Here is a 17,509-nt window from a genome sequence, read left to right on the forward strand (position 1 = left end):
CATCATTTCAAGAATCCCAGGTCGTTTAGCTCAGCTGGGAGAGCACCTCCCTTACAAGGAGGGGGTCACTGGTTCGATCCCAGTAACGACCACCATATTTGTAGTAAAAAGTTTAAAAAATGATTTAGATGGGTCGTTAGCTCAGTCGGTAGAGCAGTTGACTTTTAATCAATTGGTCGCTGGTTCGAATCCAGCACGACCCACCATCATTTCAGAATCCCAGGTCGTTTAGCTCAGCTGGGAGAGCACCTCCCTTACAAGGAGGGGGTCACTGGTTCGATCCCAGTAACGACCACCATATTCGCAATCAAGGCTGAGATATCAGCTGAGATTGCAGAGAAAGTCCCCACTCAGATGGGGATTTTTTTGCCTGAAATTCAGTGAACAGCACTTTCTATTGTTCGATCTCTTAACCTGTCCCGTCAGCTCCCGCCTTATCCAAGCGCCCTTTTCCATTCCCGCTCTTGGTCTGCTGATGTCTGCTCATCTTATTGCAGCTCCTTGATCGTCGCCTCTGGCGAGCGGCAATAAAAAGGGCAGGCCAAGGCCTGCCCGCAAAGATGCGCAAGGTGCTACATGATCCCGCGGATCAGGATCCCGCTGATCAGCAGCGGCGCCACCACGCGCCAGCACCAGAGCAGCGCCAGACGCAGGGCGGGTGACAGGCCTACAGGGAGAATGGCATCACCCAGGCGCCAGCCCAGCAGCAGGGTCAGTACCAGACCAAACAGCGGCATCATCAGGTTGGAGGTCAGATAGTCGAGCAGCTCGAAGATGGTCTTGCCAAACAGGGTCAGATTGCTCCATGGGCCGAACGACAGGCTCACCGGAATGCCGGAGGCCATGATAAGCAGGGTCAGTACCCGGCAGGCGCCACGACGCGACCAACCCCACTCCTCGGTGGTGAAGCGCACCAGATGCTCCAGCATGGAGATGGAGGAGGAGAGAGCGGCGACCAGCAGCAACAGGAAGAAGACCACCCCCAGCCCCTGACCGAACGGCAGATGGCTGAAGACGGCAGGCATGGTCATAAAGGTGAGACCCGGCCCGGCAGTGGGATCGATGCCGGTGGAGGCCAGCGCCGGGAAGATCATCAAGCCCGCCAGCACCGAGATAAGGCTTGCCAGAGTGACCACCCAAACCCCGGAGCGCAGCACCCCTTCGCTATTGGGCAGGTAGGCGCCATAGGTAGTGTGTACCCCGAGCCCGATGGAGAGGGAGAAAAAGGCCAGCCCCAGCGCGTCCAGCACGCTCTGGCCGGTCAGCATGGAGAAGTCCGGCAGCAGCAGCTGGCGCACACCCGCCATGGAGCCCGGCATGGAGAGACCGACCCCCACCAGCAGCAACATCATGATGAAGAGTGCGGGCATCATCCAGCGCAGTGCCCGCTCCACCCCTTTCTGAATACCTCCCTGCACGAACCACCAGGTTAGCCCGGCAAACACCAGATGGGTCAGCACCGGCCACCAGGGGTTGCTGACATAGCCGTTGAACAGGGCGGTGAGGGCGCTTCCTTCGCTCAGGTTGAGCTTGCCAGCCATCGCCAGCGCGGCGTAACCCACAGTCCAGCCGCCTACCACGCTGTAGAAGCTGTAGATAAAGAAGCCGCAGGCGATCCCCATATACCCCATCCAGCGCCAGTTCGGCCCCACCAGTTTGCGAAAAGCGCCGAGCACCCCGCGCTGGCTATGGCTGCCGAGCAGGGTTTCGCCGACCTGTACCGCTACCCCCAGGGTGAAGCTGAACAGCAGAAACACCAGCAGAAAGGCGCCACCGCCATTGGTGGCGGTCACATAGGGAAACTTCCAGATGGCACCAAGGCCAATCGCTGTGCCTGCTGCGGCCAGCACATGACCGAGACGGGAAGACCACTGAACCTGGCTCATACAACCTCCGGGTAACACGACATCGAAGCAATACTCCTCTGTAGCAATAAACGACAGACCATAAAAAAGGCCGCCTGAGGCGACCTTTGCAATGAACATTCAGAAAAACTGTGCGTGCAAGGTCACCTCTCTTGCGAGCTAAAAAATCGACCAAACAGCACGAGGATGGCAGACATGAGGTGACAACCTGACTAATGAATGAGGAAACAGCCTAAACCATGGAAAGAATAATTGACACATAAAATCAAAATTTTTTTATGTGTGCCGCTGTCACCACTCTGGCTATACGTACAACTCAATGGGGGAAAACCTCGCCGGGCCGTATCTTTTCTACCTTGTGGCTATTTACTGGGCGATAATCGACGTAGCTTCTTCTGGAACTAGTGACCGCTACATGGCGCTGACGGGAACAACGATGAGACAGGATGTCGTATGAGATGGATGGTGCTGCCCTGGTTACTGATCAGCCTGAGTGTGTCGGCGCAGCCCGGATTAACCCTGCTGAGTCACGACTTACCCCCCTTTACCGAATACCGCGACGGCAAGCTCGACGGATTTGCCATTCGCCTGATCGATGAGGTGCAGGAGGAGCTTGGCACCCGCTATCCGGTGCGGATTTACCCGCTCAAGCGGGCGCTGGCGCTGGCACGGGTCGAGCCCGGCTATGGACTGTTCGTGGTACAGCGGCTCCCGGAACGGGAGTCCCATTTCAAATGGGTTGGCCCGCTCTTTATCAATCGGGTCTTTATCTATCAGGCGCCGGATAGTCGCCACCCGCTGACCTCGCTGGCGCAGCTGCGGGAGCTGCCCAGAGTGGGGGTAGTACTGGGTAACGCCGATGATGTGCGGCTGACCCATGAGGGCTACACCAATCTGGTGCGCTACAAGACGGTCGGGGAGGCGATAGAGCGGCTGATGCTGGGCAAGATCGATGCCTTGCCGATGGCGGAGCTGGTGATGGAGGCCACCCTCGACAAGATGGGGTTATCCCGGCGCAGCATCGTCAGCAGTGGAGTGCTGCTTCATCAGGCCGGTCTCTATATCGTCTTCTCCAAGGGAACGGATGATGCCGAGATCACCCGCTGGCAGCATGCCCTGGATGCCGTCAGAGCCGCACAGGGGCGGGCCGATGAGCCCACCCGCGAAGAGTAACCGTCACACCAGACCGCGAATCAAGATCCCGCCGATCAGCAAGGGGGCAATCCAGCGCCAGCAGTTCATCAGCAGGTGATGCCAGTGGCTGGCAATCCCCTGCGGCAGTGCCTTGCGTCCCAGCTTCCAGCCCAGCAGCAGCGTCAGCATCAGGCCGAACAGCGGCATCATCAGGTTGGAGGTGACAAAGTCCAGCAACTCGAAAATGGTTTTGCCAAACAGGGTGGCGTGTTGCAGCGGGCCAAACGACAGGCTGACCGGAACACCGCTAACCATGACGAATCCAGTGATGGCGCTGCAGGCCGTGCGGCGTGACCAGCCCCAGGTCTCGCACAGGAAGCACTGCAAATGCTCCAGCAGGGAGATGGCCGAGGAGAGCGCCGCAAAGACCAGCAGGGCGAAGAAGATCACCTCAAGCACCTGACCGAAGGGCAGCAGCTGAAATACTGCCGGCATGGTCATAAAGGTGAGACCGGGGCCGGAGGCCGGGTCGATACCGGTCGAGGCCAGCACCGGGAAAATCATCAAGCCCGCCAGTACCGCCACCATGCTGGCCAGCAGCACCACCCAGAGGCTGGAGCGACCAACCCCTTCGCTGGTCGGCAGATAGGCGCCGTAGGTGGTGTGGATGCCAAGACCGATGGAGAGGGAGAAGAAGGCCAGCCCCATGGCATCGAGCACGCCGGACATCCCCAGCTTGCTGAAGTCGGGCATCAGGAAGTGACGTACCCCCGCCATTGCATTGGGCAGGGTGAGGCCAAAGGCGACCAGCATCAGGATCATCAGGAACAGGGCCGGCATCATCCAGCGCAGGGTGCGCTCCACCCCTTTCTGAATGCCGCCTTGCACCACCATCCAGGTGAGGGCGGCAAACAGCAGATGGGTGAGAATGGGCCAGACGTCACCGCTGACATAGTCATTGAAGCGGGCGGTGAGGGCCGCCGCATCGCCATGGTTGAGCTGGCCTGAGATGGCCATGCCGGTATAACCCAGGGTCCAGCCGCCCACCACGCTGTAGAAGCAGTAGATGAGCAGGGTAGAGATCACCCCCATTACCCCAACCCAGCGCCACTGTTTGCCGAGCAGATCGGAGAAGGCACCCACTACCCCGCGGCGACTCATGCCGCCGAGCAGGGTTTCCCCCATCAGTACTGCAACCCCCAGGGTGAAGCTGAACAGCAGAAAGACCAGCAGGAAGGCACCGCCGCCGTTGACGGCGGTGACATAGGGGAATTTCCAGATTGCGCCGATACCGACCGCGGAACCCGCTGCGGCGAGGATGTAACCGAGTCGGGATGACCATTGGGACTGCTTCATAAGAACTCCAATCGAGCGCCCCTTGGCAGGGGCAGAATGGCGCTCATGTTACGGAGGTCACGGCGCAATCACTACGACGGTTATCAGGTGTAAATGCGATTTATTGGCATGATTGGCTAATTTAATTCTGTTTTTTGCCCAATCCTGCCACCAAATAAAAACCGGAGCGAGATTGCTCCGGTTTGGTCTCTGACAACTGCTCGTCGGGGGACTAGATCACCCCGAGCTCCCGCAGCCGCTCCATCAGGTAGCTGTGGGCGGTATGGCGCTCGGAGAGCACCACATCCGGGCGCGGGTGGAGGAACAGCGGTAGGGAGATGCGTGACTTGCTGGCACTGCCACCGGTCGGGTTGATGACGCGGTGAGTAGTGGAGGGATAGTAGCCGCGAGAGGCCTCCTGCAGCATGTCGCCGATATTGATGATGAGGGTGCCAAAGTCGCACGGCACGTCCATCCACTCGCCATCGGAACCCTTCACCTGAAGCCCCGGCTCGTTGGCGGCGGGCAGAATGGTGAGCAGGTTGATATCCTCGTGGGCGGCGGCGCGGATGGCGCCCGGTTCCTCGGTGCCATCGAACGGCGGATAGTGCAGCACCCGCAGCAGGGTCTTCTGGCTCTCTTCGAGCATCGAGGAGAGGGGGCAGCTGTAGTGAGCGGCGATATCGGCCGGGGTGTACTGCTCGACCCAGCCCAGCAGCTCGGCGGCCAGACCGTTGGCGAGGCGGTAGTACTCCATCGCCTGCTCCTTCAGTTCTTCCGGCATCTGGCCCCAGGGGTAGATGTGGAAGTACTCCTTGATGTCTTTCTGGCTATGGCCCTTGGCCACCTCGGAGACCGACGGCGGGAAGTAGCCATCCTGGGTTTCGCGGTTGAACAGGAAATCCTGCTTCTGCTCGCTCATGAAGAAGCGATACCAGTTGTCGTAGATGGACTGCACCAGCTCTTTCGGGATGGGGTGGTTGGTCAGCACGCCAAAGCCGGTGGTTCGCAGGGATTCGGTGAAGCGTTGGGCCGCATCGGGTGAGCGGTAATCGACGGTCAGGACTTTCATTGTTTTTGTTGCGAGCCAGTTAAAAGATGGCGCAGTTTACCTTGCACCTGATAACAAGGAAAGCGGGTTGGCCGCCCCGTCTGGCACGGCGTTGAATAGTGACAAAAACATCAAATAAACCGCGCCAGACCGCACGGGAGCGCATCCCTTGTTATGGCCTTTTATCCTCTCTAGAATGCCGGTCACTATCTTTTCCGGAGTCTGTTCATGTCCCCCAAAATCCTGTTGCTGACCCTGCCGGTATTGCTGGCGGGATGCAGTGCCCTGTCAGAAGATGAGTGCCGCACCATGAGCTGGTACAACCTGGGTTATCAGGATGGATCGGAAGGCAAAACCCGTCAGGCGACCCGCGATTACGTTTCGTCATGCAGCGAGTATGGCCTCAAAGTGGATGAAGCCGAGTGGAAACGGGGCTACGACAAGGGGTTGGAGCTCTACTGCATCCCCGAGCTGGCTTACAGCAAGGGCAAGGAGGGGCAGGCCTATCTGGGGGTATGCCCCAATGACGCCAGCTTCCTCAAGCAGTATCAACGCGGCTACGAAGAGTACAAACTGGCCGCCCGCATGCGGGAGATCAGCGACGAGCTGGAGCGTACCGAGCGGGATATCGATACGCTGGAGCGCAGCATCCGCAACGAAACCAACACGGAACAGCGCGACTACTACCGCGCCAAGCGCGATCGGGCCATGCGCCACTACGAATCCCTGCGCCGGGAGTATAACCGTCTGCGTTATCCGGATCGGGTGATCCAGTTCTCCTTCGGCGGTTAATCCCTCTCTTCATGGCCAGCCCGCGTGCTGGCCATGTTGCATCTTGTCAGCTCAGGGCAGTACCCAGCGCTGCAGTGCCAGTGCGATACCATCTTCGTTGTGGTCGGCCGTGACCCGATGGGCATGGCTCTGGATCTGCGGGGCCGCATTGCCCATGGCCACCGCCAGCCCTACCTGCTCAAACATGCTGATGTCGTTGTTGTTGTCCCCAAACGCCACCACCTGCTCCATCGCAATCCCTTCGCTGGCTGCCCACTGGGCCAGCCGGTTGCCCTTGCTGCAACCGGGCTGTACCAGCTCTACCGCATAGGGGGCCGCCCAGTCGCGGGTAAAGGGCATCTGCTCGACCACCTCGCCCATAAAGGTGTGCAGGCGTGCCGGATCCTGATTGAACAGCTCCAGCTTCCAGACCGGGTTGTCGAGCCAGCCTGCCAGCTCCTCGACCGGGTGGAGGGCGATCTTGAGGTGGTCCGGCTGATTGGCCGACCAGTGGTGGATGCGGGTGACATGCTCTTCGCAGCCGATGTAGCCGATCCCCTCGCTCAGGTGGAACAGAGCGCCCATCTGCTGCGCCTCGACCGCGGCCAGCAGCTCGGTAAGCGGGGCGGCCGCCAGCGGGTCGCCGCTGAGGATCCGGTTCTGCACCGGATCATAGAGATAGGCGCCATTGCTGCAGATGAGGGGGGTATCGAGGGCCAGCTCGTGGTGGAAGGGGCGTGCCGTCATGTAGTGGCGCCCCGTGACCAGCAGCACCTTGATGCCGTGGGCGCGGGCTTGCGCCAGTGCTGCCCGGGTGGCCGACGAGATCTTGTGATCCCGGGTCAGCAGGGTGCCATCCATATCGAGCGCGATGGCCTTGTACTCACTCATAGCTCCTCCAGCATCGAACAAATCCGCAAAGAGCCTTACCGTCCCAGACCCGGCGCCCCGATGCAAGTCTTGCCCGCGGCCGAAGCGCCGAACTGTGATCCCTTCGTGGCTCAGGTGCAGCTGGCCAGCTGTTGACGACGGTCAGCACGGCGGCGCAGCAGATAGAAACCGGCGGCACTGGCAAGGGAGCAGAGGGTGGCGAGATAGAAGGGCCACTCGGTACCGGCCAGCAGCACCAGACTACCAAGCAGCACCGCCAGGATCTCGCTGCCCACGGCGAGGGCGCGGTAGAGCCCCATCGCCTGCCCCTGCTGCTCCGGGTGACTGCGGTTGGAGATCGCCACCGAGGTGGCCAGCTCCCCCAGACTCATGCCGATGCCAGCGGGAACGAAGGTAAGCGCCAGTCCCCACCAGTGCACGGGCAGGATAAAGAGCAGCATGCCGCTCGCCATCACCAGATGGCCGACAATGCCGAGGGAGCTGCCGCGCCAGTGACGGGCGATGCGGGAGCCGAGCCAGGAGCCCGCCATCATAGGCAAACTCACCAGCACCGCCGCTTGCGCCAGCTGGGCCGGATCCCAGGCCAGCCGCTCCACCAGCCAGATATTGAAGTAGGTGAAATAGAGCTGCACGGCGCCATAGCTGATCAGGGTGAGCGCGAAGTAGGGGAGCAGGGCCGGTTGCAACAACAGCTGGCGGCTGGAGATGGTCGCTGCCTGACGGGTGGCCGCCACCGGCGGACGATAGGGGATCAGCCAGTAGACCAGCAGCAGGTTGAGCAGGGTCATTCCTACCGCCAGCCAGGCGGCCAGACTGTAATCCCCCGAGATCACTGCGGCGTAGCCCCCGATCACCGGCCCCACTACCCAGCCCAGATTCATGCCGATATTGATCCAGGCGAAGCTGCGGGCCTTGTGCTCCTTGCCGGCGAGATCCGCCGCCATCGCCTGCACGATGGCGATGTTGCCGTTGCACAGCCCCTCCACAATCCGGCTGAGCAGCAACAGGGGGAGTGAGCGCCAGGCGATACCGAGTGCCATCAGGGCATAGCCTGCCAGTACCCCCGCCAGCGAGAGCAACAGCAGTGGCTTGCGGCCATAGCGGTCGGAGAGGCGCCCGAGCCAGGGGCTGCCCACCAGCTGGAACAGGGGATAGAGCCCCATGATGACCCCCAGCCACACTTTGCGGCTCCAGTCGGAGGCTTCCGGCGTCAGCATGCCGTGGGCCGGATCCAGCAGCAAGGGTGCCAATACCGGGGAGGGGAGACTGAAGCCTGCAACTGCCAGCGTGACCGTCATGACCAGCACCCAGAGGGGATTTTTGTGCCCGTGTTTCTCCATGTTGCACCCATTAAATAAAGTTATTGGTTTATTTATGCTGATTCATAGACGGGATTAAGTAAAGTGAATTATTGATTTAATAAAGGGTGCTCCCCATAATGAGATCATGAACGCAAGCACCGACAAGATCCTGTTTCTGCTCAAGAGCCATGGCCCGCAGAGCGCCGCCGCGCTGGGGGAGCAGTTGCAGATGACCTCCATGGGCGCCCGCCAGCACCTGCTCACGCTGGAGCAGGAGGGGTGGGTCACATTCAGCGATGAGGCGCGCGGGCGCGGTCGTCCCGTGCGGTTGTGGCAGCTCACCGAGCAGGCCTGGCAGCGCTTCCCCGATAGCCATAGCGATCTGACCGTGCAGTTGATCGACAACGTGCGCGAGCTGTTTGGCGAGGAGGGGATGGAGCGGCTGATCCTGCAGCGAGAGCAGCAGATGTTGGCGCGCTATCAGGAGGCGCTGGGGTCCCATGGTCTCTCTGGCCGGCTGGCGGCGCTCAGGGAGCTGCGCACTCGCGAGGGCTACATGGCGGAGATCCTCCGCGAAGAGGATGGCAGCTGGCTGCTGTGGGAGAGCCACTGCCCCATCTGTGCGGCGGCGCGCACCTGCCGCGGTTTTTGTCGCAGCGAACTGGCGCTGTTTCGCCAGCTGCTGGCGCCGGCGACGGTGGAGCGGGAGCAATATCTGCTGGAGGGGGCGCATCGCTGCCTCTATCGCATCACGCCGCCCGCGCTCTGATTGCGTCAAACGCCCAAAAACAACAAAGCAGGCGCCGGGATGCCTGCTTTGTTGCCTTCGGGGAGGGGGTTCTCTCGTTCCAGCCCGTCGTTTCCCGATAAGGTAAGACGGCTGATGGGGCTCTTGACCCGGTAAGGTCCTTCACCGCAGAGACCCGGTCAGGTATCTGCTTTGCCACCGGAAGATGTAACCATAGTATCCCTCCCATGCCGGTGAGTGGTTGCAAAGTAACCACTTATTTCGGTTGTTTTTGCAATAGTTCACCCTTAATCTAGGAAAAGTGGATTAGTCATTGCAACGAGGAAGGGTAGATGCTGAAACTTGATCGCATAGACAGACATATTCTCGAGCTGATGCAGGAGAATGGCCGCATCAGCAATCTGGAACTGGCCGAGCTGGTCGGGCTCTCGCCGTCCCCCTGCTCCCGCCGGGTCAAGGCGCTGGAGGATGCCGGTCTCATCGACACCCACGTTACTCTGCTCAACGCCCGCCAGCTTGGCCTCACCCTCACCGCCTACATTCACATTTCCATGGACAGACACACGCCCGAGCGGTTCGAAAACTTCGATCGCGCCATCAGCGAACTGCCCGAAGTGCTGGAGTGTGACCTCATCACCGGCAATGATGCCGACTACCAACTCAAGGTGGTGGTGCGCGACATGGAGCACTACCAGCACTTCCTGCTGGACAAGCTGACCCATATTCCGGGGGTGACCGGTGTGCGCTCCAGCTTCGTGCTGCGCCGCATCAAGCACAAGACGGCGCTGCCGCTCAACCATCTGGGTTGAGCCCGCGCAAGCCGCTCATATAAACAGAAAGAGGAGGCCAGTGGCCTCCTCTTTTGCTATTCGCTCTTGGTTATTCGGTAGTGGTTATCGGTCTGGATTAGCTGTCGCGGTGACGGGGTGACTGCCGTGGTCAGACGCTGACCTGGCTGATGTTTTCCACCTGCAGCAGCCAGCCGCTCTGCTCCTGCTGCGGTTCGCCGCTGACCCGCAGCCGCTCGCCGGTCGGCACCCACTGCCCCTCGGGCAGGGAGACCAGCAGGCTCTCGCTGCCGTTGTCGAACAGCCAGCGATCTTCGCCAAGCGATTCAATCAGATAACCTTCCATCTCCACTCTGGACTCGGCTTGCCAGGATGGCGCAACGGAATCACGGCTCTCGATGAAATCCCCCTGAACACCAAAACTGGCTAGCCCCCACAGAATGGAGAGCCCGACGATGGATGTTTGCATCTTGTCTCTCCTCTTTTGGAACTGTAGGGCCAGTATGGGAACAGAAAACTGAGCGCACCATGAACAAGGTGGCAAAGTGCTGGCGAGATCGCGAAAAAATCCGGCCAATTGGCCGGCAGTGTCATTTTATGGTGCCTAGATCACACTATTTGGCGGCTTCTTCTGCCATCCGTTCAGCTCTTGGCTTATTCGTCCACATGGCTACCCCGCGATGATCCCCACAGATCCCCTCTGCCACCACGGCGCGAACCCGGGTGCCATCTTTGCAAATGGCCTGCCAGGCGTCGGCATCATCGATGGCGAGCGAGTTGGGGGGCGGCGTGGTTTGGCAAGCCGTGAGCAGCAGAGCGCACAGGGGGAGCAATTTTTTCATGGCGGACTCCTCGGGGTGATGGGGGACTGAGAGGATGGGGATGGCCTCTCCATCCGGGCTTCACTCCCCAGCATCAGTGATAACCGGTTCAGGGGCAAGGGGAGGAGCCACCGACAGGCGCAGGTGCCGTGCAGCCGGGGCTTGCCCTGTGCCCTCCTTGGGCCTAAGGTGGGGCCGTTTTACTGCCTGATTGAAGGAGCGTTTTCATGTCCACTCTCTATCCCCGCGTCGGGGTCGGCGTCATCCTGACCAACGCCCAAGGCCAGGTGCTCCTTGGCAAACGCAAAGGGAGCCATGCCCCCTACTGGTCGATCCCGGGTGGTCATCTGGAGTTGGGGGAGAGCTTCGAGTCGGCGGCGATCCGCGAGGTGGCCGAGGAGACCGGACTTGGAATTCACGGGCCCGAGGTGGTAGCGGTGACCAACAATCTGGAGACATGGCGCGAGAGCGGGCTGCACTATATCTCGGTGACGCTGCACGCCCGGGCCGATGGTGAGCCGCAGCTGCTGGAGCCGGAGAAGTGCGAAGGCTGGGTCTGGTGCGATCCGCGCGCGCTGCCTGAGCCCCATTTCGACGCCAGCCGTCAGTCCATCGCCTGCTGGCTGGCGGGACGCTGCTATCTGCCGGGTGATGTGCCAATGGTGTCGGCCGAATCAGCCTGATTGTCATAAAACGATCATCGCGCTGTCATAATATCCCCTCTCCATCGGGAGAAGAGAGATGAGGGAGAAGAGCGTGGGACAGGTATTTATTCAGTTTTTATGGCTGGGATGCATCAGCTTTGGTGGTCCGGCCGCTCATATCGGCTATTTCCAGCGCACCTTCGTCCAGCGGCTCGGTTGGCTGACACAGGCCGAATTTGCCCGCCTGCTGGCGCTGTGCCAGCTGCTGCCGGGGCCCGCCTCCAGCCAGCTTGGTTTCGCCATCGGTCGTCATCGCGCCGGTCTGGGCGGGGCGCTCTCAGCTTTTCTTGGCTTCACGCTTCCCTCATTTCTTCTGCTACTGGCGGCTGCGATCGGTATCGGCCAGCTGGGCAGCAATTTGTGGCTCGATGCGGCGCTGCACGGCCTCAAGCTGCTGGCGCTCATCGTGGTGGCCGATGCGGTGCTCACCATGAGTCGTCAGTTCTCTGCCACGGGAATGACCCAAGGGATTATGGTGGTGACCGCTGCTGCACTCTGGTGGCAGCCCGGTCTGATGACTCAACTGTTGATGCTGGCGGGAGCGGCGCTGATCTGCGCCCGCAGCCAGCGCGGGGCGGGGAGTCGCCCAGCCTCCGCCGAGCTGCCTTCTGCCGCCAGCAGTCAGCCTCATTGGCCGACCCTGCTGCTGTTTGGCATCCTTTTTATCGGCCTGCCGCTGCTCGGCAGCCCGCTTGGCCAGCTGGTTGCCGACTTCTATCGCGCCGGTAGTCTGGTGTTTGGCGGTGGCCATGTGGTGCTGCCGCTGCTGCAAGAGAGCGTGGGCCACACTCTCAACGAGCAGCAGTTTCTGACCGGTTACAGCCTGGCCCAGTTGGTGCCGGGCCCCATGTTTACCCTTGCCACCTATCTTGGCGCCCAGCTGCAGCCCGAGATGCCGCTGCTCGGAGCCTTGTCGGCGACCCTGGCGCTCTTTGCACCCGGTTTTCTGCTGCTCTGGGCGGTGGGCCCCTGCTGGCAACAGTGGCTGGCCCGTCCCCGTCTGGCGGGGGCCGTCACCGGAATCAACGCCGCCGTGGTGGGCTTGTTGTTGGCGGCCCTCTATCAGCCGGTGTGGCAGAGCGCGGTGCTGGCGCCGACCGATCTGGCGCTGGCGGCCATCGGCTTTTATCTGCTGCGGGTGGTGAAGTTGCCGGTGCCGGCCATCGCGGCCCTGTTGGTGATGGCCACCATCCTGCTGGCGTGAAGCCGGTGAAATCCCGATAAAAAACGGCGCCTCCGTGATGGAGGCGCCGTTTTTATTGCAATGGGTCAGCCGCTTAAGCGTCGGGATCGAAATCCAGACTCAGGCTGTTGACGCAGTAGCGCTGGCCGGTCTCGGTCGGTCCGTCGGGGAAGACGTGACCGAGGTGAGAGCCGCACTGGCGGCAGGTGATCTCCACTCGCTTCATGCCGTGGCTGTTGTCCTCGGTGTACTCCACCGTCCCCTCGATGGCCTTGTCGAACGAGGGCCAGCCGCAGCCGGAATCAAACTTGGCTCCTGAGTGAAACAGCACGCTCTTGCAGCAGACACAGAGGTAGTCGCCGCTCTTGCGATTGTGGAGCAGGGCGCCGCTGTAGGGGCGCTCTGTGCCCTTCTCCCAACAGACGTGAAACTGCTCGGCGGTCAGTTTGCTGCGCCACTGTTCCGGATTGTTACTGCTCATACCGACTCCTTGCCATCCATACCGGAGCCCAGCATAACGGCTCCGTAAAGCTGACTCCAGCATGCCTCTTATGCTTTGCCTGTATCTGTGATCGAGGTGGCAACCATCTCCTCACCGGATGCAGGGAGAATTTCCTGCTGCGGTGGCTGGGCATCTTCCGCCGTGCTTGCCAGCGCCACCCGCTCCAGCAGTTTGAGGGAGTGGGCCCGGCCGACTGCCACCTGCCGTTTGATGTCATCGGGCAGGAAGGGGAGGCCATCGTTGGTGGCGGTGTCGATGGTCTGGATCCACTCCAGCCCTTCCCCCGGCGGTGGCAGGCGGAACTGGATATCATAGTCGCTGGCGTTGAACAGCACGTACCAGCGCTCGCCGACACAGTTGATCATGCCGATATCCATGGCGAACGCCTGCCCCATGGGGGCGTGCCAATCCTGATCGGTGAGCTGGTGGCCGTCCGGGTGATACCAGTTGACCTGATGGCAGCTGGACGGTGCGCCATTCCAGCTGTCGTCGCTCAGCTGCAGGTTGGAGAAGACGCAGGACTCCGCCCGCAGCGCCATCATCTGCTGGGTGAAGGCGAACAGCCGCTCATCCTCCGGTCGCCACTGCCAGTTGACCCAGCTGATCTGGTTGTCCTGACAGTAGGCGTTGTTGTTGCCAAGTTGGCTGCGGCCCATCTCGTCCCCGGCGAGGAAGTGGGGAGTCCCTTGGGAGAGCAGCAGGGTGGCAATCAGATTGCGCTTCTGCTGCTGGCGCAGGCTGTTGACCCGCGGATCCAGGGTCGGCCCCTCTACCCCGTGGTTATAGGAGAGGTTGTTGCCGTGGCCGTCCCGATTGTCCTCACCGTTGGCCTGATTGTGGCGCTGGTTGTAGGAGACCAGATCCTCTAGGGTGAAACCGTCGTGATAGCAGAGGTAGTTGACGCTGGTGTGGGGGGAGCGCCAGTTCTTCGGGAAGATATCCCGCGAGCCTACCAAGCGGGTGGCAAAGTCCCCCATCTTGCCCGCATCACCGCGCCAGAAGGCGCGTACCGTATCGCGGTAGCGGTCGTTGATCTCCTGCCACTGGCTCGGGAATTGACCCAGCCGGTAGCCGAAGGGGCCGATATCCCAGGGTTCGGCGATGAGCTTGACCTGTGACAGCACAGGGTCGGCCATCACGGCTTTGAAGAAGGCGCCCATGGGCTCGAACTCTCCCGCTTCCCGCGCCAGCGTCACCGCCAGATCGAAACGGAAGCCATCCACCTGCATCTCGGTGACCCAGTAGCGCAAGGCATCGAGCACCAGCCGCAGGGTGTTGGGGTGATCCAGATTGACGCTGTTGCCACAGCCGGTCACGTTGGCGTGACGGGTGTAGTCCGGGCCGTGGGGGCCCGCTTCGAAGGCGTAGTAACCGGCGTTGTCAAAGCCCTTGAACGAGAGGGTGGGGCCGTCGAAGCCAGAGGCGGCAGTGTGGTTGTAGACCACATCCAGGATCACCTCGAGCCCGGCCCGGTGCAGCTCGCGCACCATGGTCTTGAACTCGGTCACCGCCTCGTCGGGCCTGGTGCTGTAGCGTGGCTCCGGGGCGAAGAAGGCGATGGGGTTGTAGCCCCAGTAGTTGGTCAGTCCGAGCTGCTCCAGTCGCGGTTCCGACATGAAGGCGGCCACCGGCATCAGCTGCACCGAGGTGATGCCGAGGCTCTTCATATGCTCGATAACCAGCGGGTGACAGATGCCAAGGTAGGTGCCCTGCAGCGCTTTGGGGATCCCCGGGTGCTGCTTGGTAAAGCCCTTGACGTGTGTCTCGTAGATAATGGTGCGGGCCGGACTGATCCCGGGTTTGCCAACCCCTTGCCAGTCAAAACTGTCATCCACTACCACCGACTTGGCAATCATCCCTGCACTGTCACCCTGATAGAGGGCTTCATCCCAGTAGGTGGGACGACTGAGCGCCTTGGCGTAGGGGTCAATCAGCAGTTTTTGCGGATCGAACAGCATCCCCTCCTGCGGGGTGCCATAGACCCGATAGCCGTAGCGCTGACCGGCCTTTACGCCGCGCACGTAGCCAAAGCGATACTGGCCACGGCGGCCGGGCAGCTCCAGCCGCATCAGCTCCTGCTCCTGCTCGTCGTACAGGCAGATCTCCACCTTGTCCGACTGGGGGGCCCAGACGCAGAAGTGGCAACCGTTCTCGTCAAGGCGGGCCCCCAGCGGGTGGCCCACCCCTTTTTCCATTACAAGCATCAAGACTCCTGTTTGATAAACAAGGTCGCCAGCGGCGGCAGATCCAGCACTATGCTGTGCGTCATCCCCTGCCAGGGGGTCGGCTCGGCAGCGAACACCAGACCTACATCATAGTTACTGCCCCAGTAATACTCGCTGTCGGTGTTGAGCACCACCCGATAGTGGCCCGCCGCTGGGACGCCGATCCGATATTCGATACGGGGCACCGGGGTGAAGTTGCAAGCCACCACAATAGCCTGCTTGCCCTCTTTGTCCGCCCGCAGCCAGGCAAAGATGCTGTTGTCGGCATCGTTGTGATCCAGCCAGCGGAAGCCGGTCTGCTCATAATCGGCCTGATACAAGGCAGGCTCATGACGATAGAGGTGGTTGAGATCGTGGATCAGCCGCTGCTGACCGGCATGCTTGGGATATTGCAGCAGATGCCATGGCAGCTGGGCATCGTGGTTCCACTCGTTGCTTTGGGCGATTTCGGTGCCCATGAAGTTGAGCTTCTTGCCCGGGTGAGCGTACATGAACCCCATGTAGGCCCGCAGGTTGGCGGCTTGCTGCCACTCGTCACCGGGCATCTTGTAGAGCATGGAGTGCTTGCCGTGCACCACCTCGTCGTGGGAGAGCGACAGGACGAAGTTCTCGTCATAGTGGTAAACCATGGAGAAGGTCATGTCATTGTGGTGGTAGCGACGGTGGATCGGCTCTTTCTGCATGTAGGTGAGGGTGTCGTGCATCCAGCCCATATTCCACTTGAAGCCAAAGCCGAGGCCGCCGAGGAAGGTGGGGCGGGAGACACCGGCAAAGGCGGTGGACTCTTCGGCTATGGTCATGGCGTGGGGATACTTGCCGTAGACCTCCTCGTTGGTCCACTTGAGCAGACTGATCGCCTCGTAGTTGTGGTTGCCGCCATCGACGTTCGGTACCCACTCACCGGCGTTGCGGGAATAGTCGAGATAGAGCATGGAGGCAACCGCATCCACCCGCAGGCCGTCGATGTGGAACTTGTCGAGCCAGAACAGGGCGCTCGCCACCAGGAACTGGCGCACTGTGTCGCGGCCAAAGTCATAGATGTAGGAGTTCCAGTCCGGGTGCCAGCCACGGCGCGGATCCTCGTACTCGTAGAGCGGGGTGCCATCGAAGCGGGCCAGGCCGTGGGCATCGGACGGGAAGTGGGCGGGTACCCAGTCCAGAATGATGCCGATGCCGGCCTGGTGGCACTGGTCGACGAAGTATTTGAAATCATCGGCGGTGCCGTAGCGGCTGGTAGGGGAGAACATGCCCACCGGCTGGTAGCCCCAGGAGCCGCTGAAGGGGTGCTCGGAGACCGGCAGCAGCTCGATGTGGGTGTACTCCATCTCCTTGACGTAGGCGACCAGCTCCACTGCCAGCTCGCGCCAGCTCAGGCTGTCGCCGTTGGGGTGGCGCTTCCAGGAGCCGACGTGCAGCTCATAGATGGAGAGCGGCTGCTCGCGTTTGTCGTTGTGCTGGCTGGCAATCCACTCGGCATCCTGCCATTGGTACTGGGCGTGGTCATAGACCACGGAGGCGAACGACGGATACTGCTCACTGTAGAAACCGACAGGGTCGCTCTTGTGGGGCAGCCGGTTGCCCATGGGATCCTTGAGTTCGAACTTGTAGCGATCCCCGGCCTTGAGGCCCGGCACAAACAGCACCCAGTGACCGCAGAGGCTGCGCTGCATCGGATGGCGGCGGCCATCCCAGAAGTTGAAATCGCCGATGAGGCTCACGGCGGTGGCGCTCGGCGCATAGACCGCAAAACGCACCCCTTCCACCTGCTGGCCAAGATGCTCCACGGTGCGCAGCTGGGCGCCAAGGGTGTGGTAGAGGTTTTCCGGCTGGGCGGTCAGTTCGGCCAGGCCTGCCCAGGCGGCATCCTGAAACTGATAGGGGTCGATGACCTCGGTGGTGGCATCTTGGTAGCTGGCGATCAGCTGATAGGGGAAGGAGTTTTTGCGGCGGGTGAAAACAGTTTCAAAAAGACCCGATTCATCGGTGGGCGCCAGGGTGGCAACGACTTTGCCCGACTTGAGATCCTTGACGCGAACTTCGAGGGCATCAGGCAACCAGGCGGTCAGTTTGAGGCCGGGCCCATCCGGATTGGCCTGCAGGCCTAAATGAGAGAAGGGATCGGAACAGCGGGCAGCAACCAAACGTTCAACGAGCATCGAGATTTCCTTTCATGACAGAGCATCCACTCCG

General features: G+C 61.1%; 16 protein-coding genes and 3 tRNA genes. 9 read left to right on the forward strand and 10 right to left on the reverse strand.

Translation table 11 applies throughout. The features are described from left to right. Nucleotides 1-19: 19 nt before the first annotated feature. From AB5Y82_RS09660 to AB5Y82_RS09670, 3 genes are all read left to right on the forward strand, one after another. A tRNA-Val gene (locus AB5Y82_RS09660) sits at nt 20-95 on the forward strand. Nucleotides 96-130: 35 nt separating this feature from the next. Continuing rightward, a tRNA-Lys gene (locus AB5Y82_RS09665) sits at nt 131-206 on the forward strand. A 16-nt stretch (nt 207-222) separates the two neighbouring features. Further along, nucleotides 223-298, forward strand: a tRNA-Val gene (locus tag AB5Y82_RS09670). Nucleotides 299-572: 274 nt separating this feature from the next. Here the strand turns inward: AB5Y82_RS09670 and AB5Y82_RS09675 are convergent. Next, nucleotides 573-1,886, reverse strand: a complete 1,314-nt coding sequence (locus tag AB5Y82_RS09675; RefSeq protein WP_368173908.1) for a sodium-dependent transporter — start codon at nt 1,884-1,886, stop codon at nt 573-575. Nucleotides 1,887-2,318: 432 nt separating this feature from the next. Here AB5Y82_RS09675 and AB5Y82_RS09680 point away from each other — a divergent pair, with 432 nt between their 5' ends. Then, nucleotides 2,319-3,038, forward strand: a complete 720-nt coding sequence (locus AB5Y82_RS09680; protein ID WP_213389307.1) for an ABC transporter substrate-binding protein — start codon at nt 2,319-2,321, stop codon at nt 3,036-3,038. A 3-nt stretch (nt 3,039-3,041) separates the two neighbouring features. On the opposite strand, the gene AB5Y82_RS09685 is transcribed toward AB5Y82_RS09680, so the two are convergent. Together AB5Y82_RS09685 and AB5Y82_RS09690 are read right to left on the reverse strand one after the other, a co-directional pair. Beyond that, complete coding sequence (locus AB5Y82_RS09685; protein ID WP_368173909.1) at nt 3,042-4,355, reverse strand: sodium-dependent transporter; 1,314 nt, start codon at nt 4,353-4,355, stop codon at nt 3,042-3,044. A 211-nt stretch (nt 4,356-4,566) separates the two neighbouring features. Next, nucleotides 4,567-5,406: an isopenicillin N synthase family dioxygenase gene (locus AB5Y82_RS09690; protein WP_368173910.1), complete on the reverse strand. Its 840-nt coding sequence runs from the start codon at nt 5,404-5,406 to the stop codon at nt 4,567-4,569. A gap of 207 nt (nt 5,407-5,613) precedes the next feature. On the opposite strand from AB5Y82_RS09690, the gene AB5Y82_RS09695 reads away from it, so the two are divergent. Beyond that, nucleotides 5,614-6,177 (forward strand): DUF2799 domain-containing protein, encoded by a 564-nt coding sequence (locus AB5Y82_RS09695; protein WP_111900215.1) that lies wholly within the window; start codon nt 5,614-5,616, stop codon nt 6,175-6,177. Between the two features lie 51 nt (nt 6,178-6,228). On the opposite strand, the gene AB5Y82_RS09700 is transcribed toward AB5Y82_RS09695, so the two are convergent. Both AB5Y82_RS09700 and AB5Y82_RS09705 read right to left on the reverse strand, forming a co-directional pair. After that, nucleotides 6,229-7,047, reverse strand: a complete 819-nt coding sequence (locus AB5Y82_RS09700) for a Cof-type HAD-IIB family hydrolase (RefSeq protein WP_368173911.1) — start codon at nt 7,045-7,047, stop codon at nt 6,229-6,231. Nucleotides 7,048-7,157: 110 nt separating this feature from the next. Beyond that, on the reverse strand, nt 7,158-8,387 hold the full coding sequence (locus AB5Y82_RS09705; protein ID WP_368173912.1) for an MFS transporter: 1,230 nt from the start codon (nt 8,385-8,387) through the stop codon (nt 7,158-7,160). Nucleotides 8,388-8,493: 106 nt separating this feature from the next. On the opposite strand from AB5Y82_RS09705, the gene AB5Y82_RS09710 reads away from it, so the two are divergent. Then, complete coding sequence (locus tag AB5Y82_RS09710; protein WP_279490230.1) at nt 8,494-9,117, forward strand: metalloregulator ArsR/SmtB family transcription factor; 624 nt, start codon at nt 8,494-8,496, stop codon at nt 9,115-9,117. 311 nt (nt 9,118-9,428) lie between these two features. Next, nucleotides 9,429-9,905: an Lrp/AsnC family transcriptional regulator gene (locus tag AB5Y82_RS09715; protein ID WP_005304871.1), complete on the forward strand. Its 477-nt coding sequence runs from the start codon at nt 9,429-9,431 to the stop codon at nt 9,903-9,905. Between the two features lie 130 nt (nt 9,906-10,035). Here AB5Y82_RS09715 and AB5Y82_RS09720 read toward each other — a convergent pair whose 3' ends face one another. Together AB5Y82_RS09720 and AB5Y82_RS09725 are read right to left on the reverse strand one after the other, a co-directional pair. Next, entirely contained in the window at nt 10,036-10,353 is a 318-nt protein-coding gene (locus AB5Y82_RS09720) for a hypothetical protein (RefSeq protein ID WP_368173913.1), read from the reverse strand. A 145-nt stretch (nt 10,354-10,498) separates the two neighbouring features. Continuing rightward, nucleotides 10,499-10,726, reverse strand: a complete 228-nt coding sequence (locus AB5Y82_RS09725; RefSeq protein ID WP_005335715.1) for a hypothetical protein — start codon at nt 10,724-10,726, stop codon at nt 10,499-10,501. Between the two features lie 206 nt (nt 10,727-10,932). Here AB5Y82_RS09725 and AB5Y82_RS09730 point away from each other — a divergent pair, with 206 nt between their 5' ends. Both AB5Y82_RS09730 and chrA read left to right on the forward strand, forming a co-directional pair. Continuing rightward, nucleotides 10,933-11,388: an NUDIX hydrolase gene (locus tag AB5Y82_RS09730; RefSeq protein WP_368173914.1), complete on the forward strand. Its 456-nt coding sequence runs from the start codon at nt 10,933-10,935 to the stop codon at nt 11,386-11,388. A gap of 58 nt (nt 11,389-11,446) precedes the next feature. After that, on the forward strand, nt 11,447-12,613 hold the full coding sequence (gene chrA / locus AB5Y82_RS09735) for a chromate efflux transporter (RefSeq protein WP_368173915.1): 1,167 nt from the start codon (nt 11,447-11,449) through the stop codon (nt 12,611-12,613). Between the two features lie 73 nt (nt 12,614-12,686). Here the strand turns inward: chrA and msrB are convergent, their stop codons facing one another. From msrB to glgB, 3 genes are all read right to left on the reverse strand, one after another. Next, on the reverse strand, nt 12,687-13,073 hold the full coding sequence (gene msrB, locus AB5Y82_RS09740; protein WP_040068248.1) for a peptide-methionine (R)-S-oxide reductase MsrB: 387 nt from the start codon (nt 13,071-13,073) through the stop codon (nt 12,687-12,689). A 68-nt stretch (nt 13,074-13,141) separates the two neighbouring features. Then, nucleotides 13,142-15,298 carry a glycogen debranching protein GlgX gene (glgX, locus tag AB5Y82_RS09745; protein WP_368173916.1) on the reverse strand — a complete coding sequence of 719 codons (2,157 nt, stop codon included), beginning with the start codon at nt 15,296-15,298 and terminating at the stop codon, nt 13,142-13,144. After that, nucleotides 15,298-17,475 (reverse strand): 1,4-alpha-glucan branching protein GlgB, encoded by a 2,178-nt coding sequence (gene glgB / locus AB5Y82_RS09750; RefSeq protein WP_111900208.1) that lies wholly within the window; start codon nt 17,473-17,475, stop codon nt 15,298-15,300. Before glgB ends, glgX begins: the two co-directional genes overlap by 1 nt. Nucleotides 17,476-17,509: the final 34 nt, after the last annotated feature.

The organism is Aeromonas sp. s13, assembly GCF_040907905.1.
GTDB lineage: Bacteria > Pseudomonadota > Gammaproteobacteria > Enterobacterales > Aeromonadaceae > Aeromonas > Aeromonas veronii.